The organism is Kribbella sp. WER1, assembly GCF_054189145.1.
This window is the reverse complement of sequence record NZ_CM135186.1, coordinates 4,555,718-4,571,980: the sequence shown is the minus strand read 5'-3', so window position 1 is coordinate 4,571,980 and position 16,263 is coordinate 4,555,718. Positions and strand designations below refer to the sequence as shown.

Annotated in this window: 13 protein-coding genes; 8 read left to right on the top strand and 5 right to left on the bottom strand. The window is 70.4% G+C overall.

From position 1 onward, the window contains the following. Nucleotides 1–181: 181 nt before the first annotated feature. A complete protein-coding gene (locus ACXJJ3_RS22005) occupies nucleotides 182–3,796 on the bottom strand; it encodes a S8 family serine peptidase (protein ID WP_458163665.1) in 3,615 nt (1,204 codons plus the stop codon). Nucleotides 3,797–3,926: 130 nt separating this feature from the next. Between ACXJJ3_RS22005 and ACXJJ3_RS22000 the strand changes: the two genes are divergently transcribed. Together ACXJJ3_RS22000 and ACXJJ3_RS21995 are read left to right on the top strand one after the other, a co-directional pair. Continuing rightward, nucleotides 3,927–4,736 carry a PrsW family intramembrane metalloprotease gene (locus tag ACXJJ3_RS22000; RefSeq protein WP_458163663.1) on the top strand — a complete coding sequence of 270 codons (810 nt, stop codon included), beginning with the start codon at nucleotides 3,927–3,929 and terminating at the stop codon, nucleotides 4,734–4,736. Nucleotides 4,737–5,003: 267 nt separating this feature from the next. Further along, nucleotides 5,004–6,134 carry an endonuclease gene (locus tag ACXJJ3_RS21995; protein WP_458163661.1) on the top strand — a complete coding sequence of 377 codons (1,131 nt, stop codon included), beginning with the start codon at nucleotides 5,004–5,006 and terminating at the stop codon, nucleotides 6,132–6,134. A 44-nt stretch (nucleotides 6,135–6,178) separates the two neighbouring features. Here the strand turns inward: ACXJJ3_RS21995 and ACXJJ3_RS21990 are convergent, their stop codons facing one another. Beyond that, nucleotides 6,179–8,809 (bottom strand): hypothetical protein, encoded by a 2,631-nt coding sequence (locus ACXJJ3_RS21990; protein ID WP_458163659.1) that lies wholly within the window; start codon nucleotides 8,807–8,809, stop codon nucleotides 6,179–6,181. Between the two features lie 181 nt (nucleotides 8,810–8,990). On the opposite strand from ACXJJ3_RS21990, the gene ACXJJ3_RS21985 reads away from it, so the two are divergent. From ACXJJ3_RS21985 to ACXJJ3_RS21970, 4 genes are all read left to right on the top strand, one after another. Continuing rightward, nucleotides 8,991–10,046: a hypothetical protein gene (locus ACXJJ3_RS21985; protein ID WP_458163657.1), complete on the top strand. Its 1,056-nt coding sequence runs from the start codon at nucleotides 8,991–8,993 to the stop codon at nucleotides 10,044–10,046. A 3-nt stretch (nucleotides 10,047–10,049) separates the two neighbouring features. Then, complete coding sequence (locus tag ACXJJ3_RS21980) at nucleotides 10,050–11,090, top strand: hypothetical protein (protein WP_458163655.1); 1,041 nt, start codon at nucleotides 10,050–10,052, stop codon at nucleotides 11,088–11,090. Between the two features lie 145 nt (nucleotides 11,091–11,235). After that, entirely contained in the window at nucleotides 11,236–12,114 is an 879-nt protein-coding gene (locus ACXJJ3_RS21975; protein WP_458163653.1) for a hypothetical protein, read from the top strand. A 60-nt stretch (nucleotides 12,115–12,174) separates the two neighbouring features. Further along, complete coding sequence (locus ACXJJ3_RS21970) at nucleotides 12,175–12,993, top strand: siderophore-interacting protein (RefSeq protein WP_458163651.1); 819 nt, start codon at nucleotides 12,175–12,177, stop codon at nucleotides 12,991–12,993. Here ACXJJ3_RS21970 and ACXJJ3_RS21965 read toward each other — a convergent pair. From ACXJJ3_RS21965 to ACXJJ3_RS21955, 3 genes are read right to left on the bottom strand one after another with little or no spacing between them, the layout of a single operon-like run. Further along, entirely contained in the window at nucleotides 12,990–13,757 is a 768-nt protein-coding gene (locus tag ACXJJ3_RS21965) for a Fic/DOC family protein (protein ID WP_458163649.1), read from the bottom strand. The genes ACXJJ3_RS21970 and ACXJJ3_RS21965 overlap by 4 nt on opposite strands. A gap of 7 nt (nucleotides 13,758–13,764) precedes the next feature. After that, nucleotides 13,765–13,995, bottom strand: a complete 231-nt coding sequence (locus ACXJJ3_RS21960; protein WP_458163647.1) for an antitoxin VbhA family protein — start codon at nucleotides 13,993–13,995, stop codon at nucleotides 13,765–13,767. Between the two features lie 19 nt (nucleotides 13,996–14,014). Further along, nucleotides 14,015–14,701: a hypothetical protein gene (locus tag ACXJJ3_RS21955; protein ID WP_458163645.1), complete on the bottom strand. Its 687-nt coding sequence runs from the start codon at nucleotides 14,699–14,701 to the stop codon at nucleotides 14,015–14,017. 142 nt (nucleotides 14,702–14,843) lie between these two features. Here ACXJJ3_RS21955 and ACXJJ3_RS21950 point away from each other — a divergent pair, with 142 nt between their 5' ends. Together ACXJJ3_RS21950 and ACXJJ3_RS21945 are read left to right on the top strand one after the other, a co-directional pair. Then, complete coding sequence (locus ACXJJ3_RS21950; RefSeq protein ID WP_458163643.1) at nucleotides 14,844–15,743, top strand: aminoglycoside phosphotransferase family protein; 900 nt, start codon at nucleotides 14,844–14,846, stop codon at nucleotides 15,741–15,743. 12 nt (nucleotides 15,744–15,755) lie between these two features. Continuing rightward, nucleotides 15,756–16,214 (top strand): group II truncated hemoglobin, encoded by a 459-nt coding sequence (locus ACXJJ3_RS21945; protein ID WP_458163641.1) that lies wholly within the window; start codon nucleotides 15,756–15,758, stop codon nucleotides 16,212–16,214. Nucleotides 16,215–16,263: the final 49 nt, after the last annotated feature.

The following is a 16,263-nucleotide window of genomic DNA, read 5'->3' as shown; positions in this document are numbered from 1 at the left end:
CGCCGACCGCCCCGCCCGGGGACCGCGCGGGGCGCGCGCCTAACCACCGCGCGGGGGCTGTGCGCGCCAACCACCGCGTGGAGGCGTCCGCCTCCGCGCACTGCGGTTCGACCTGCTCACAGACCCGTCATCACTACTTACCACGCGCCGGGCGCCGCGGGTGCGGCACCCGGCGCGGGTTTCAGCGGATGCCGTAGGCGCGGATCACCGTTTGGGTGATCTTGGTGTTGTTGAGGCCGGTGGCTTCGACCTTGAGGGAGACCGTGTCGTGGGCGTTCGGGACGACTGCGACGTAGTGGCCGGCGGTGCCGACCGTCACGAGCTTCTGCCAGGTTTTGCCTTCGTCGAAGGAGGACCAGGCCTGGAGTGACTTGGCGCGGGGCGACTCGAACCCGATGACGTGGGTGCGGGTGGCGACCCTCCCGGTCAGGTCGACCGGGACCTTGTAGTCGACCTGCTGCAACGTGAGTGGTGTCGCCTTGTCCTCCGGCTGCTTGGACGAGCGGAACTCCCACGAGGTCTGCGTCTGCGTCCCCCAGTTCCACTCACCTTCCTTGTCGATCCGCGCGGTCGACAGGTCCAGCTTGTACGCCGCGTCCGCGCTCGTCGTGATCACGTCGGCCCACGCGTTCGGCAGCTCCGCGACCACCTTCCCGTCGCGGGACAGGGTCGCCGACGCGGACGTGGTCTCGCCGCGGGTGTAGTGCCCGGCCGCGTCCACGAACGTCGGGATGCGGAACGACAGCCGGTCACCGGTCCGAGTCGACGGGATACCGGGCGCGGCCGCCGGTCGGACCACCGGTCCGAACCACGTCTCGTCCGACTTCGCCGCCCGGTAGCTCTGCGGTACGGACGTCATTCCGCCGCCGAGCGGGTTCATCGAGTCCCACGTGTACAGGTGGTGCACCCGGTGCTGCCAGAGCGAGTCGCCCGAGGTCACCCACTCCTCGCGGACCTTCGGCGTCTCGACGAACCGCTGCGCGTCGTTCCACGAGTACTCCTGCCACGGACGCCACCCGAACCGCTGCTCCTTGGCCCAGTTGAACCCGCCGTTGTCGGCGTACCGCGTGGTGATCCGGGCGCTGTTCGCCGGGGTGACCTTGTAGTCGATCTTCGCGGGGATCGCGCCGGTCGACACCTGCTGTACGTCGTACAGGTACGGGCTGGAGGTGGTCAGCGTGAGGTCGATCGTGGCGCCGCCGCGCTTGATCCGGTCGAGCAGCTTCTGACCGTCCTTGGTGGTCGTCACCATCGCCGGGATCGGCAGGCGGTCGCCGGTCGGGCGCCAGACCGTCCACGCGGTCCAGTCGGGCGGACGAATGAGGATGACTGCTGCCGCGCCGGCTGCCGTGGCTGCGTCGATCTCCGCACTCTCGCTGTCGGACGGCAGCACGACCAGCGCGCCCTTGGCGTCCTCCAGCGACGCCGTCAGCCGGAATCGCTTCTTCCCGTCGAAGGCCGGCGATTGGCCGAGCAGGTTGATGTCGAGGGGCGTCGAGGCCAGGCCGGGGACTGCGGCCTGGACCATCGGAGCGACCAGTTGCCAGCGGGAGGAGAACTCGAAGCTGCCGTCCTTGACCGGCTTGGTCGGGGTCACGTTGACCTTCTGGACGGTGCTGAAGTGCATGACCCCGTGCGAGATCGACCGGCCGTTGCCGTACACCCGGTGCACGTAGTAGCTGAGCACCGCCTGCTGCTCGGACGGCTTCGGGGTCTGGATCGTGATCGGCACCGCCTTGCGGGCGTCGATGACGATGTCGGTGTCCTTGTCGATCACCACGTTCGGGTCGGTGACCAGGCTGGCCTGCTCGTCCTGCGGGTCGTTGTGCTCGACCAGCGCGTGCATCAGGTACGTACCCTCTTCGACCTCAGTGGTGTACGTCTGCCCGTCACGGAGCCACGCCAGTACGTCGGACCGCGAGTTGTCGCCGTACAGCGAGAACACCGGGACCCCGGTCGGCTTGCCGTCCATGTCGACGGCGCGGAACGTGACCTTGTGCCGCGGCCCCGACCGGAGCGCGCCGACCGCCGTGTGCGTGACGACGCCGTCCGACCCGGTCGCGACGACCCAGCCGCTGTACTGCCCGCGGCCGAGCTGTGCCGGGTCGAGCGCCAGCGGTACGTCGGCGGACCCGTGCGCGGGCACCGTCACCGTGGCGGGCAGCCCGAAGCCGGAGGTGGCCGGCTTGCCGCTGTCCAGGTTGGTGATCTGGGCGGCGAGGTTCAGCGTGACCGGGTTGTCCGCGTCGTTCCGGTACGTGATGGTCCGGGTGGTCGCGTCGGTCGTGGTCTGCAGGCCGAAGTCGGCGACGCCGCTCGCGGTCACCTTCTGCGCGACCGCGCGGGTCAGGTCCACGCGGCCGGCGCCCTGCTGGTACACGGTCTGGTCCGGCTGCGTCTTCGCCGTACTGACCAGCGCGTTCTTCAGCTGGTCGGCCTTCCAGTCCGGGTGCTGCTGGGCGAGCAGGGCGGCGGCGCCGGCGACGTGCGGCGTCGCCATCGAGGTGCCGGAGGCGGCGGTGTAGAGCTCGTCGACCGGGTCACCCATGGCGGTGCCGGCGGCGCGGGCGGCGATGATGCCGACGCCGGGCGCGGTGATCTCGGGCTTCAGGCCGGAGTCGCCGAGCCGCGGGCCGCGGCTGGAGAAGTCGGCGAGCTTGTCCTGCCGGTCGACGGCGCCGACGGTCAGCGCGGCGGCGGCAGCCCCCGGCGTACCGACGGTCTCGTCCTGGCCTTCGTTGCCGGCCGCAACCACGAAGAGCGTGCCGGTCTGGGCGGTGAGGTCGTTGACGGCCTGGCTGAGCGGGTCGGTGCCGTCGGTGGCGTCGCCGCCGAGGCTCATGTTCACGACCTTGGCGCCGGAGTTGGCGGCCCATTCCATCCCGGCGATGATCCAGGAGTCGTAGCCGTACCCGTCGTCGCCGAGCACCTTGCCGACCAGCAGGTCAGCCTTCGGCGCGACGCCCTTTCGGGTACCGCCGGCGCCGGCACCGGTGCCGGCGATGGTTGCGGCGACGTGCGTGCCGTGGCCGAAGTGGTCCTCGGTACCGCTCGGGCTACCGGAGAAGTCGTGGCTCTCCTTGACCTTGCCCTGGAGGTCCGGGTGGTTCGCGTCGACGCCGGTGTCCAGGACGGCGACCTCGACGCCGGAGCCCTCGTACCCGGCCTTCCAGGCGTCGGGCGCGCCGATCTGCGGGACGCTCTTGTCCAGCACCGGCTTGACCTTGCCGTCGAGCCAGATCTTGGTGACGCCGCTGTTCAGCGACTGGACGCCGACGGACGGCTTCAGTGCGTTCCACAGCGCCGGGAGCTGATCCTTCGCGGCCTCGACCGCGCGGCCGCCGATCGACGGGAGCTGCCGGGTGGTCGTCGTACCGGTCAGGTTCTGCGCGGCCCGGAGCCCAGGCGTGTCCTTGACGATCAGCGGGAGGCCGGCGGCCGCGCCGTACCCGTCCGCGATCAGCTCGTCGACGTCGAACAGGTTCACGTCGAGGACGCCGCTGGAGATGTACGGGACCGCGTCGCTCGGCAGCACCCGCAGGCCGCCGTCGGCCTCGACGGTGTGGAACGAGACGCCTTCGCGGCCCGCGGCCGGGTGCACGGTGGCGGCCTTCCGGCCACCGCCGGCGTCGGTCACGTCGACGACGTCACCGGTGATCAGCGTGACCGAGGCGGTCGAGCCAGGGGTTCGGTTCGTGGACGGCGGCGGGGCGGCGGCGGACGGGATCACCGTCGCGGCGCCGAGGGCAAGGACCGCCGCTGTAGTCAGCGCGGCGATCCGTCGGGGGGAGGACATGGGCAGATTCTCCTTCGGGCGGGACAGCCTTCCGACAGAGTTTGCAATCACGTCACGGAAATCTGACCTGTCCATCACTGCCGTCCCTGCGACATGGCGCAACCGCGCCAGAACCGGCAGCATCAGCCCCATGACCGGACAGCAGCTGGCCCGCAGGTGGGGCTGGATCGGCACGTTCCTGATCGGCGCCGGGTTGTACGTCGCGGTGATGGTGGTGCTGACCGACACCGGGAACCCGAACCTGTTCCCGACCATGATCCTGCTCGGCGCACTCGTGGTGCCGCTGACGTTCGTCACGTTCGCGGCCGGACGGTCCGGGCGCTGGCTGATCGACGGGCCGACGCTCGGCGGCTGCCTGCTGTTCGGCGGCGTGGTCGGCGTGGTGGTCGCCGGGTTCCTCGAGTACGACGCGATGCGCCGGCTCGGGACGCTGCCGATGGTCGGCGTGGGCGTGATCGAGGAGGCGGCCAAGCTCGTCGTACCGGCGGTGCTCGTGGTGTTCTTCGGGCACCGGTACCGGACGTCGCTCGGCCGCGGGATCGTCATCGGTGTAGCGGTCGGCACCGGGTTCGCCGTACTGGAGACGATGGGGTACGCGTTCGTCGCGCTGCTGCAGTCCGGCGGGAACGTCGGCGCCGCGGAGCAGACCCTGTTCATCCGCGGCCTGCTCTCACCGGCCGGGCACGCCGCCTGGACCGGGCTGACCTGCTGGGGACTGTGGCGCTTCGTGATCGAGCCGACCGGTCGGCGGTTCGCCGGCTTCCTCGGGATGTACGTACTGGCCGTCGCACTGCACACCACCTGGGACGGCGTCGGCGGCCGGATCACGTACGCCGTGGTCGGCGCGATCTCGATCGGGCTGCTGCTGTACGGCCTCAAGCGCGCCCAGCGGACCGACTTCCAGCCGGCCCTGGGGTATGGACAAGACGTGTCGAAATGAGTACGGTCCGTAACGGCGTCCGCCCGACGCCGCCTTGTCGGTGAGGTGCCGCCCGCCAGTGGTACCTCGCTGGTAGGTGGGCAGAGCAGGCTGCGGCGGTGCGTCACGGCCTGATGGGGGCCCGCTTGCCCAGGTGGGGTGCTGAACGACACTCACTCCTTCAGCACCCCACCGGTTCAACTCTTCATCTGGTGTTTGTTACGTCGCCCGCGAAGCTGGGCAGACTGTCCTGCGTCCACCGGTCCCCAACCGCCCCTGGGAGTAGCCGTGCAACGACTCTTCCGTCCGGCGCTGCTTGTCACCGCCGTACTAGCCCTTCTCGGCTTCGGCATCACGCCGTCGAACGCCGCCACCTCGATCACGGTCGCGACCGCGATCGGCCGTCAGGACAGCTCGACCGCTTCGGTCACCGGGTACGTGGTCGGGCAGCCGACCGCGACCAGCACAGTTGTCCGCAGCAACTTCCCGAACGACTACGCGCTGGCGCTCGCCGACTCGGCGTCGCAGACCAGCACGTCGTCGATGCTCTACGTGCAGATCCCGGCCGAGTTCCGGGCGGCGTACGGGCTGCAGTCCAACCCGGGTCTGCTCGGTCAGCAGATCACCGTCACCGGTGCGCTCGCGGCGTACTTCTCGCATCCCGGGTTGAAGAACGCGACCGCCTTCGCCGGCGGGGGTGGCTCCTCGGACCCGGGTGATCCGCCGACCGATCCCGGCGACTACTACGCCGGTGCCGCGGGCAAGACCGGTGCCGCGTTGAAGGCCGCGCTGCACACGATCATCTCGCAGCAGACCAAGCTCACCTACGACCAGGTCTGGGACGCGCTCAAGGTCACCGACCAGGACCCGAACAACAGCAACAACGTCATCGAGGTCTACTCCGGCCGCTCGATCGCGAAGAGCAGCCAGGGTGGCGGAGTCGACGACTGGAACCGGGAGCACGTCTGGGCCAAGTCGCACGGCGATTTCGGTACTGCGACCGGTCCCGGCACCGACATCCACCACCTGCGTCCCGAGGACGTCTCGGTGAACTCGGCGCGCGGCAACCTCGACTTCGACAACGGCGGTACGGCGGTTGCCCAGTGCACCGGTTGTACGGCGGACTCGGACTCGTTCGCGCCTCGCCCGGCGGTCCGCGGCGATGTCGCCCGGATGATCTTCTACATGGCCGTCCGGTACGAAGGCGACGACGGGTTCGCGAACCTGGAGCTCGACGACAAGGTCGGCAACGGCACCGCGCCGTACATCGGCAAGCTGTCGGTACTGAAGGCGTGGGCGGCGGCCGACCCACCGGACGCGTTCGAGAAGAACCGCAACGAGGTCATCTACAACCAGTTCCAGCACAACCGGAACCCGTTCATCGACCACCCGGAATGGATCAACTCGATCTGGCCGTGAGGTTCTGAACCCCGAGGGCCGCGTCTCCGCCGGAGGCGCGGCCCTTACCTGTTGGCCTGCAGGTCCCGTTGCTGCCCGGCGGCCCGCACCTCGGGAGACCGCTCACCGGTCGGTACGGCGGCCTTCGCCTGCGTGGCCTGAACGATGCCGGAGGTGGCCGCGGCGACGCCGAGCCGGGTCTGGACCCACTTCTGGAAGCCCGGGTCGCCGACCTTGATCTGCTGCCCGGTCCGGGTGAGCAGGCCGTTCGAAACGAGCTTCTGCGCCGCGCCGTCGAGCGACCAGCGGTCCGGGTCGTTGCCCGAGCGGGCCGGGATCGCGATCCCCTGCGCGCCGTGTGCGGCGGTCCGGGCGAGCAGGTCCTTCTGCTCGGGCGTGCAGTTGTACCAGGCCGCGTCGTACAGCACCCGGGAGCGGATCTGGTGCCGCTCGATCGCCGTACCGACGGTCTCCGCGGTCAGGGTCTGGTCCGAACCGGCCAGGTCGAGCGCCTCGCCGGTGAGCGTCCGCAGCCGGCTCGGGTTGCCGTTCGCCGCGGCGAGCAGTTGGTCGACGGCCTGCGGGGTGGACCGGATACCGGCCTCCTGCAGCGGGCGGGTGAGCGCCGGCCGCAGCTCCTCCGCGCTCAGCGGGGTGAGCCGGCGGACGTCCCAGCGGGCCGCCTCCATGGTCTCCTTGCCGGCCTTCCCACCCGATGCCTCGAGCAACCGGCTGGTGGCTTCCTCGCCACCGGCCGCGACCAGGAACAGCGGCTTCTTGGCGCGGCGCAGGTGCGAGGACAGATCGGTCAGCGTGGTCAGGTCCGCTTTGGACGCGGCGTCCAGGTTGTCGACCATCAGCAGGATCGGCTTACCGCTCGGCGCCGCCATCTTGCCGAGCTGCGCGGCGACGTCGTTCAGTGTGGCGCCGACCGAGTCCCGGGCGACACCTTCCCAGGACCGGTGCAGGCCGACCTGGAACACCGACGGCCAGCCGAACCGGGCCTGGGCGGTGTGCATCCGGTTCTGGGTCCGGATCGCCATCCCGTTCACCAGCTTCTTCAGCTGGTTCACCTCGCCGGGCGGGAAGTTGGCCTCGAACGTGCTCATCTGGCTCTGCAGGGAGCGGATCACCCGGGCCTCGATCGGCTCCCGGCGGGTGGCGTCCAGCCGGATCGAGATCCAGCCTTCCTGGTCGGCGAGCTTCTTGGTCCGGTTCAGTTCCTGGCTGGTGCCGGATCCGGGCGGGCCGGTGAACAACACCGACGTACCGCGGGGAACGCGCTGGTCGAGCGAGATCGGCCGGCCGCGCTCGTCCTTGCGGTCGACCTGGTGGACGAGCGTCGCGGCGGACCCGAACACCTCGTTGGTCCGTTCGAGCTTGCCGGTCGGATGCGCGGGCGCGAGCGCGGCGGAGCGGGCCCCGGACGCGGGCAGCAGCGGCTCTTCGGCCGGCGGCTTCGGGGTCTGGCCGAGGTAGTCGTTCAGCCAGTCGCGGAACCCGTGGTCGGGGATCGTGACGACCGAGCCGTCGTGTTCGCGGAGCAGGCCGCGGGCAACCAGGTCCTGCCGGGCGTCGTCGATCTGCTGCCAGGCACCCGGTCCGGCGCCCTGCATGACGGCCGGCATCGCGAGGCCGTTCGACCCCTCGGCGGCGACCCGGGCGAGCAGGTCCTTCTGTGCGGCGTTGGTGTCCTTCTGGTCCCACACGTCCTGGTACATCTGCGCCGCGTCCGCGTTCACGTGCGCGATCGCGCGCGCGGCGGTGAGGACGGTGATGCCCTGCTGCGGGTCCCGGTACGCGACGGCGGCGTTGCAGAAGTTCCGGATCCGCGCCGGGTGGCCGTTCGCGGCGGTGAGCATGTTCTGGATCGCGGCGTCGTCGTACGGGATGCCGGCCGCGTCCAGTGGCTCCGTGACGGCCGGCCAGAGCTGCGCGTCCGCGACCGGCTCGAGTTCGCGGATGTCGAACTGGTTCGACGTCGTGGTGGCGATACCGGACATCCGCCGGGACGCCACCATCAGGCTGCTGGTCGACATGGAGCCGCCGGCCGCGATCAACCAGACCGGACGGTCAAGGCCTTCGATGTGGATCGCGAGCTCGTTCAGGCCGGCCCGGTCCGGCTCCTCCGCCTTGTCGATGTTGTCGACCAGCAGCAGGATCGGCTTGTTGTCGATCTCGGTCAGCCTGCCGAGCTCGTCGGCGAAGTCGTTCAGCGTGGTGCCGAGCTTGTCGTACGCCGTGGTGTCCTGCTCGGTCTTGTGGATCACCTGGACGGGACCGCCGCCGACGCGGGTCTCGACGCCGACCCGGGTCTTCCGGCCGCTGCGGGTCAGGTCGTTGACCGTCTTGCGCAGGGTCCGGAGGGGGTCCGGGCGGAAGCGCGCGAGCATCCGGCCGAGGCCGGTCCGCGGCGGACGGCGCCGGAAGCGCCGGTCCAGCGTGTCCAGGCTGTTCCGGACCGCGCCGGTCAGGTGGTGCTCGATCGGGATGTTCGCGGACGCCGACATCCGGATCGTGGTCCACCCGTGCTGCGCGGCCAGGTCCTCGGCGCGGTCCAGCTCGGTGCTCTTGCCCATCCCGGGCGGGCCGGTGAACAGGATCGCCTTGCTCTCCGGCAGCACGCCGCCGAGCGAGATCGGATTGCCGAGCCGGTCGGTGCGCGTGACGCGGTCGACCCCCGGGACCTGACTCATTGGAACAGCCTGCGGATCGTAGCGGTCGCCGACACTGTCGGTGAGTTACCTACGGGTTAACAGTCGGCTCCCGGAAGTTGAATCCGCGCCGAGGGCAAGTGGTCTATCGACGGCCGCCCGATCGTGCAGTTCCGGGCCGAAATGGTTGGAACCGGCCTGTACCGCTGTCACGCTCAGTGTCATGCGAATCTATCGAGTGCTCACGGCCCTGACCGCGATACCGCTCGCGGGAGGTCTGCTCGGTGGTGTGCCGGCCGCCCACGCCGCCCCTGATCCGTACCTCACCGTCTCCCAGGTCACCCTCGACCGGACGTCGGTCGCGGTGTCCGGGCTGAACACCTATCCCGTCAACGTCACCGTCAAGGGCGGGTACCACTCCGGCAACTCCGCCGACGACGATGTCGTACTGAACGTCCTGCTCGAGCGGACGGGCGGCACCGGGGCGCGGACCGACATCGCGTCCACGGACCTGAAGCGGACCGCCGGCACGATCGAGAACGGCACCTGGACCGGCCGGCTGAACGTCGCCTCGACCGCGAACGGCACCTTCAAGGTGGCCGGCGTGGCCACCGGCCCGTACGGCGGGCCGATCGCCGGTGACCCGGTCGACCCGACGCCGTACTCCGGCCAGACGCTCACCGTGAAGGGCACCAACCAGCCGCGGATCACCGCCGCGGTGAACCCGCGGGTGGTGCCGTGGGGCAAGCCGTACTCGATCACCTGGGCGGTCACGAACTCCGCGACCGGCAAGCCGTACGGCTCGCAGCTCCCGATCCACCTCGGCGTCGACGTGCCGTGCGCCGAGGGCGGCGGCCCGGTCTACCGGACCGGGACGAACGGCGTGATCACCAAGTCGTACACCGCCGCCGACGGCGACTTCAAGAACTGCGCGCTCCTCTACACCGACCCGTACTACATCGCCGGGCAGTGGCTGGACGTTGCACGCCCGGCCGTCGTCTCGGCGGTGCCGTCGCGGGCCAGTGCCCCGGTCGGAACCGTCGTGCCGGTCAACGGTTCGGTGTACCGGGTATCGCGTAGTTGCCCGGTGCAACTTCACCGGCTGTACGGCGCCTCGCAGTGGCGGAGCGTCGGCACCGGCACGGTGCGCCAGTCCGGGCGCTTCACGCTCAACGCGCAACCGGCCTACCGGGGCAGCATCGCCTATCGCGCGTACTTCCCGGCCTGCGGCAACATCGTCGCAGGGTCCAGCAAGACGTTCTACATCCGAGGGACGTGACCCATGAAGAGAGTGCTGTCCGCACTGCTTGCCGTACCGCTGCTGGGCCTCGGTGTCGCCGCCGCGCCGGTCGCGGCGCACGCGAGCCCCGACCCGGACCTGAAGATCACCTCGATCACGCTGAACAAGACCAGCGTCGCGGTCAGCGGCCTGAACACCGCCCCGGTCACCGTGACGGTCAAGGGCTCGTACGCACCGGAGCCGAAGACGCCGGTGAACGTGATCCTCGAACGCACCGGCGGGACCGGGATGGAGACCGTCGTGATCTCCACGAACCTGGTCCGCAACGAGGCCGCCGGCACCTGGACCGGGCCGGTGAACGTCCCGTCGACGGCGAACGGCACGTTCAAGGTCACGAGCGTGATGACCGGCCCGTACTTCCCGGGCAGCGGGAGTATGACCGACCCGACGCCGTACTCCGGTCAGACCCTGAAGGTCACCGGGACGCACCAGCCGAAGATCACCGCGTCGGTGAACCCGAAGCGCGTGCCCTACGGCAAGCCGTACTCGATCACCTGGGCGGTCACCGACGCGCAGACCGGTAAGCCGTACGGCAGCCGGCTCCGGGTGGAGCTTGCCTTCGACAACATCTGCGTCGAGTACATGGGTCCGGGCTACACCCACCTGACCGACGTCAACGGCCGGGTGACCCAGTCGCACTCGGCGGCCGAGGCCGACGGGATCAACTGCCTCCTGCTGCCCGGCAACCCGGCCGCGAACGGCTGGCTCTCGCTGAACATCGCACGCCCGGTGACCAAGCCGACCGTGACCGCGGTGCCGTCGCGGACCAGCGCGCCGGTCGGCACCGTCGTACCGGTGAACGGCGCGGTCCACACAGTCGCGGCCGGCTGCAAGGTGTACCTGCAGCGGCTGTACGGCGCGACCCAGTGGCGGACCGTCAGCACCGGGCAGGTCCGGACCTCCGGGCGCTACACGGTGAACGCGCAGCCGGGGTACAGGGGCAGCATCGCGTACCGGTCGTACGTCCCGGCCTGCAACTCGATCGCCGCGTTCAGCAAGGCGTTCTACATCCGGGGCACGTGATGAGACGTGCGCTCGCCGCACTGCTGGGAGGACCGCTGGCGCTGGCGGTTCTGCCGGCGGCGGCGCAGGCCGCGCCGGACCCGGCCTGCACATCGAGTCGGTCACGCTGAACCGCGGCACCGTCGCGGTCAGCGGACTCAACACGGTGCCGGTCACGGTGACGGTGAAAGGCTCGTACGCCGTCGACGCGAAGGCGCCGGTGAACGTGATCCTCGAACGCACCGGCGGCTCCGGCAGCATGTCCGCGCTGTACTCCACGAACCTGTCTCGCGATGCGGCGACCGGGACCTGGAGCGGCGCGCTGCAGGTCCCGTCGACGGCGAACGGGACCTTCAAGATCACCGGCGTACAGACGGGACCGTTCTCGCCGCCCAGCCCGCCGACGTTCGACCCGACGCCGTACGCCGGTCCCTCGCTCGCCGTCACCGGCACGCACCAGCCGCGGATCACCGCCGCGGTGACGCCGAAGGTGGTGCCGTTCGGGGCGCCGTACTCGATCCGCTGGGCGGTCATCGACGCGCAGACCGGCAAGCCGTACGGCAGCCGGATCCGGGTCGCGCTCAAGCACGACAGCGGCTGCGCGGAGTACTTCGGACCCGGTACGACGGATGTCACCGACACGAACGGGATCGTGAAGAAGGCCTATCCGGGGTCGACGAACAACCCGAGCAACTGCCTGATCGTCCCGGGCGATCCGTGGATCAACGCCACGCTCGCCTTCACCGCCGCCCGCCCCGCGATCGTCTCCGCGGCACCGTCGCGGAGCAGCGCACCGGTCGGCACGATCGTTCCGGTGAACGGCGCGGTCGCGGGCGCACCGTTCAACTGCTGGGTCGAGCTGCAGCGGTTGTACGGCGCCTCGCAGTGGCGGACCGGCAACGTCCGCCGAGTCCGCCAGTCCGGGCGCTTCACGGTCGAGGCACAACCGGCGTACCGCGGGACCATCCCGTACCGCGTCCACTTCCCGGCGTGCGCGCCGTACGTCGCCGGCCTCAGTAAGACCTTCTCGATCCGCGGGCCGTAGGCCGCTTGGGCGGATGGGTTAGGGTGACCTTACCTATCCGCCCGAGAGGAAAGTGGTCGCGTGCCCCCCGCACCCCGCCGTAACCGCGTCTGCAAGCGTGCCGTCGTCCAGCGCACCGAGCGGATCACGCCGCACATGATCCGGGTCGTGCTGACCTCCGACGACTTCGCCGGCAACGGCTGCACCGACGCGTACGTGAAGCTGCTGTTCGGCAAGGACGGCGTCGAGTACCCCGAGCCGCTGGACATGGGCGTGGTGCGGGAGACGTTCCCGGCCGAGCAGTGGCCGACGATGCGGACGTACACCGTCCGCAGCTGGGACGAGGCGACCCGCGAGCTGACGATCGACTTCGTGTATCACGGCGACGAGGGAGTCGCGGGGCCGTGGGCGGCGTCGGCGCAGCCCGGTGACGTGCTGTGGTTCAACGGCCCCGGCGGCGCGTACACGCCGGACGAGGCGGCCGACTGGCACCTGCTCGTCGGCGACGAGAGCGCGCTGCCGGCGATCGGCGCGGCGGTTGAGGCGCTCGCGCCCGGTGCGCGGGCCACGGTGCTCCTCGAGGTCGGCGACGAGACCGAGCAGCAGAAGTTCGGCACCGCCGGTGAGGTCGACCTCCAGTGGTTCCACCGCGTGAACGGCACCCGTGGCGACGCCCTGGTCGACGCCGTCGAGGCACTCGACTTCCCCGAAGGCATCCCGCACGTCTTCGTCCACGGCGAGGCCGGCTTCGTCTTCCGGATCCGCCAGAACCTCTTCCAGCACCGCGGCCTCCCCCGCGACCGCGTCTCGCTGTCCGGCTACTGGCGCCTCGGCAAGAACGAGGACGGCTGGCAGGCCGAGAAGGCCGAAACCCGCAAACGCGAGGAAGCCGCGAGCTAGCCCCGCTCCGGTGACTGCCCGGGCCGGCCCCGGGAGGTCGTCCGGCGGGTGCTCCCGGTCGTGGCGCGGGTGCCGCGCGCCGGACCCGCGTCGAGCCCGGCCACCCGCCGCGCCTCCCGCAGTTCCGCCGGCACCAGGCTGCGTGTCGGTCCACCCGGGCGCGGCTCGGCGATCGCCTCGAACACCGGCTCCAGTTCCTCCGGCCACGGCTCGTACTGGCCGAGGTCCGGCCCGCTCAGCATCGATCGCTGGTTCCACACCTCGGGCGGCACCTTGCTGAAGTCGAGCCGGTACGGCGACAGCTCGGCGACGTGCTGCATGAACATCTTGGCCGCCCGCCCGTTGCCCTCCCGGAACGGATGCGCCTGGTTCACGTACGCGTAGACCTTCGCCGCGTGCTGGCCGAACTCCTCCTGGCTCATCGACGCCCAGTCGGCGGACTCGATCAGCTTCGCGGCGTCGTCCAGATAACGGTCGATCTGCCCCGGCGGCGCGAAGCCACCGCCGTGGCCCTTGTACAGCTCGGTCGTACGGGTCTGCCCCGCCCACTCGTACACGTCCTGGAAGACATGCGCGTGGATCGCGTGCAGGTGGCGGGCGTCGTACGTCCGCGGGACCTCGACCTCGCCGGACTCCAGTTGCCGCAGGCGGTTCGCCGTGGCGGTGTACTCGCGGTCCCGGAGCTTGTTGTTGTCGAGCAGGCCGAACTTGTTCTGCAGGACGTCCTGGTTCGGCGGCGGGTAGAGGTACGGATCGCCTGCCATCGGGCGGTCAGTCCTGGCCGGCGCGGCGGTCGGCGGCTGCCTCGGCGCGACGCAGGTACTCGGCGTCGTCGATCAGGCCGCGGGCGCGGTCGGTGAGGTTCTGGACGTCGTCGCGGTTCGGCTCCCAGCCCTCGTGCCAGATGTTCGCGAACGACTGGACGACGGAGCGGCGCTGGTCGTCGTCGAGCGGGGCGAACAGTTCCGGCCAGCGCTGCTCGATGTCCAGGTTCTCGGCCATGGGCCGATTGTACGGAGCGTCAGGTGCCGCGGCGGACCGTCAGGATGTCGATCAGGGTGGTCGCCTGGTTGGTGGGGAGGACCCAGTCCTCGCCGTTCGCCTGCAGGATGACGGCGGGGCCGGGGGTGGCGACCGCGGCCGTGACCGCGATCGGGAACTTGAGGCGCTCGGCGCCGGAGAGGTCGAACTCGTAGGTGCCGGTGACGGTGCTCAGCGGGTAGCTGCGGCGCTGGTGCTCGGCGCGCGGGACGGGGTGCGACTGGACGGTGACCGTGTCGGCGCCGACGAGGACCGCCGCCAGCGGGATCCCACGGAGCCGGAAGACGAGCTCGTACGGCGTACCCGCGAGCTCCGGGTCGAACGGGACCAGCAGTGCGCGATCCGCCGTACGGGCGAGGACCAGACCGGCGACGACGCCGACGATCAGGCCCGGCAGCGCGAGTACCGCCGGCCACCACACGCCGATCGCCAGCGGGAACAGCGTCACCATCAGCCCGGTCAGACCGCCGAACAGGCCGGCGACGCCCGTCCACCAGCGCGGCCGGTACCGGTGCCGACCACGCAGGACGATCCCGAGCGCGAGCATCGCCAGCGGTACGACGCAGCCGATCCACGCGACCGCCGGACCGCGGGACGCGATCACCGCGACGACGACCAGCAGCAGTACCGGAATGCCCAAGTACGTCGCCGCCACGATCCGCTGCACCCGCCGAAGCCTGCTCTCCACGAGAAAACCCAAGCACATCCCCCGGGCAAGCACCTAGGGCACGTCCCCCGACCCCGCGCCGACTGCGGGGCACTCGGCACGGCACCTCGCGACGGCGCGGGATCGGGGGACGTGCCCTACTGTGCATCGGGTGATCGAGATTCCCGCGAAGCTCATCCGGAACCACCGCGAGAAGGCCTCCGACTGGCTGGACAGCCTCCCCGGAGCCGTCGAGCGGTACGTCGGCGAGTGGGACCTGACCGTCGACGGCGACGTACTGAGCGGCGAGGCGTCGCTGATCGTCCCCGTCGTACGCCGGGACGGGACCGCGGCGATGCTCAAACTTCAGTCGGTGAACGACGAGTCCGAGAGCGAGGCGCTCGCGCTGCGCACCTGGAACCACGACGACGTCGTCCAGGTCCTCGAAGACGATCCGACCACCTCCACGATCCTGCTCGAACGCCTTCACCCGCGGACGCTCGACGACGTACCGGACGACGTCGAGGCGACCCGGATCCTCGCCGAACTCCTCAGCCGTCTGATGGTCGTCCCCGCGCCGTCCGGCGTCCGGCGGCTCGCCGACATCGCCGGCCAGATGCTGGCGGACGCCCCCGCGATCATCCCGCTGCTGGCGGACCCGGCCGACCGTGCGCTGACGCGCCGCCTCGCCGACCGAATGGCGGAGATGCTGCCCGAGCCCGGCGATCGGCTGCTGCATTGGGACCTGCATTACTACAACGTGCTGGCGGCCGACCGGCAGCCATGGCTGGTGATCGACCCGAAGCCGCTGGCCGGCGACCCGGCGTTCGAACTGATGCCCGCGGTGTGGAACCGGTGGGACGACCTGGTGGCGACCGGGGACCTTCCGCAGGCGATCCGGAACAGGTTCGATCTGATGCTGGACGTGACCGGGATCCCGCGCGACCGAGCGCTCGCCTGGACCGCCGGGCGGATCCTGCAGAACGTGCTCTGGTTCACCGCGGACGGCGACACCCGGATCGAGAACGAGCTCGCGGCGGTGGCCGGTGCGCTGTTCTCGTGATTACATGATTACGTGACAACTCCGACGCTGTACGACTGGGCCGGCGGGCACGACGCGCTCCGGCGGCTGACCGAGGTGTTCTACGACCAGGTGCTCGAGGATCCGATCCTCGCGCCGGTCTTCGCGCACATGAGCGAGAACCACCGCGAACACGTGGCGATCTGGCTGGGCGAGGTGTTCCGCGGCCACAGCCGCTACACCGACGAACTCGGCGGCTACCCCGCGATGCTCGCCCACCACCTGAACCTGACCCTGACCGAGGAACAACGCTCCCGCTGGGCGGCCCTGATCGCGAAGAGCGCCGACCCGGCCGGCCTGCCCGACGACCCGGAGTTCCGCTCGGCCTTCGTCGCCTACATCGAGTGGGGCACCCGCATAGCCCTCGCGAACTCCCAACCCAACGCCACCCCACCCCCCAAAGCCCCCGTCCCCCACTGGGGCTGGGGCGAAGCCCCGCCATACCAGCCCTAGCAGGAGTCGGTCGCCTCGTCGTTGGGTAGAGTCCCGGTTCACGTTGTGT

Bases quoted from the DNA above. Each gene is read 5' to 3' on its own strand.
- ACXJJ3_RS22005 (WP_458163665.1), bottom strand. From the start codon at position 3,796: ATGTCCTCCCCCCGACGGATCGCCGCGCTGACTACAGCGGCGGTCCTT.
- ACXJJ3_RS22000 (WP_458163663.1), top strand. From the start codon at position 3,927: ATGACCGGACAGCAGCTGGCCCGCAGGTGGGGCTGGATCGGCACGTTC.
- ACXJJ3_RS21990 (WP_458163659.1), bottom strand. From the start codon at position 8,809: ATGAGTCAGGTCCCGGGGGTCGACCGCGTCACGCGCACCGACCGGCTC.
- ACXJJ3_RS21985 (WP_458163657.1), top strand. From the start codon at position 8,991: ATGCGAATCTATCGAGTGCTCACGGCCCTGACCGCGATACCGCTCGCG.
- ACXJJ3_RS21980 (WP_458163655.1), top strand. From the start codon at position 10,050: ATGAAGAGAGTGCTGTCCGCACTGCTTGCCGTACCGCTGCTGGGCCTC.
- ACXJJ3_RS21965 (WP_458163649.1), bottom strand. From the start codon at position 13,757: ATGGCAGGCGATCCGTACCTCTACCCGCCGCCGAACCAGGACGTCCTG.
- ACXJJ3_RS21960 (WP_458163647.1), bottom strand. From the start codon at position 13,995: ATGGCCGAGAACCTGGACATCGAGCAGCGCTGGCCGGAACTGTTCGCC.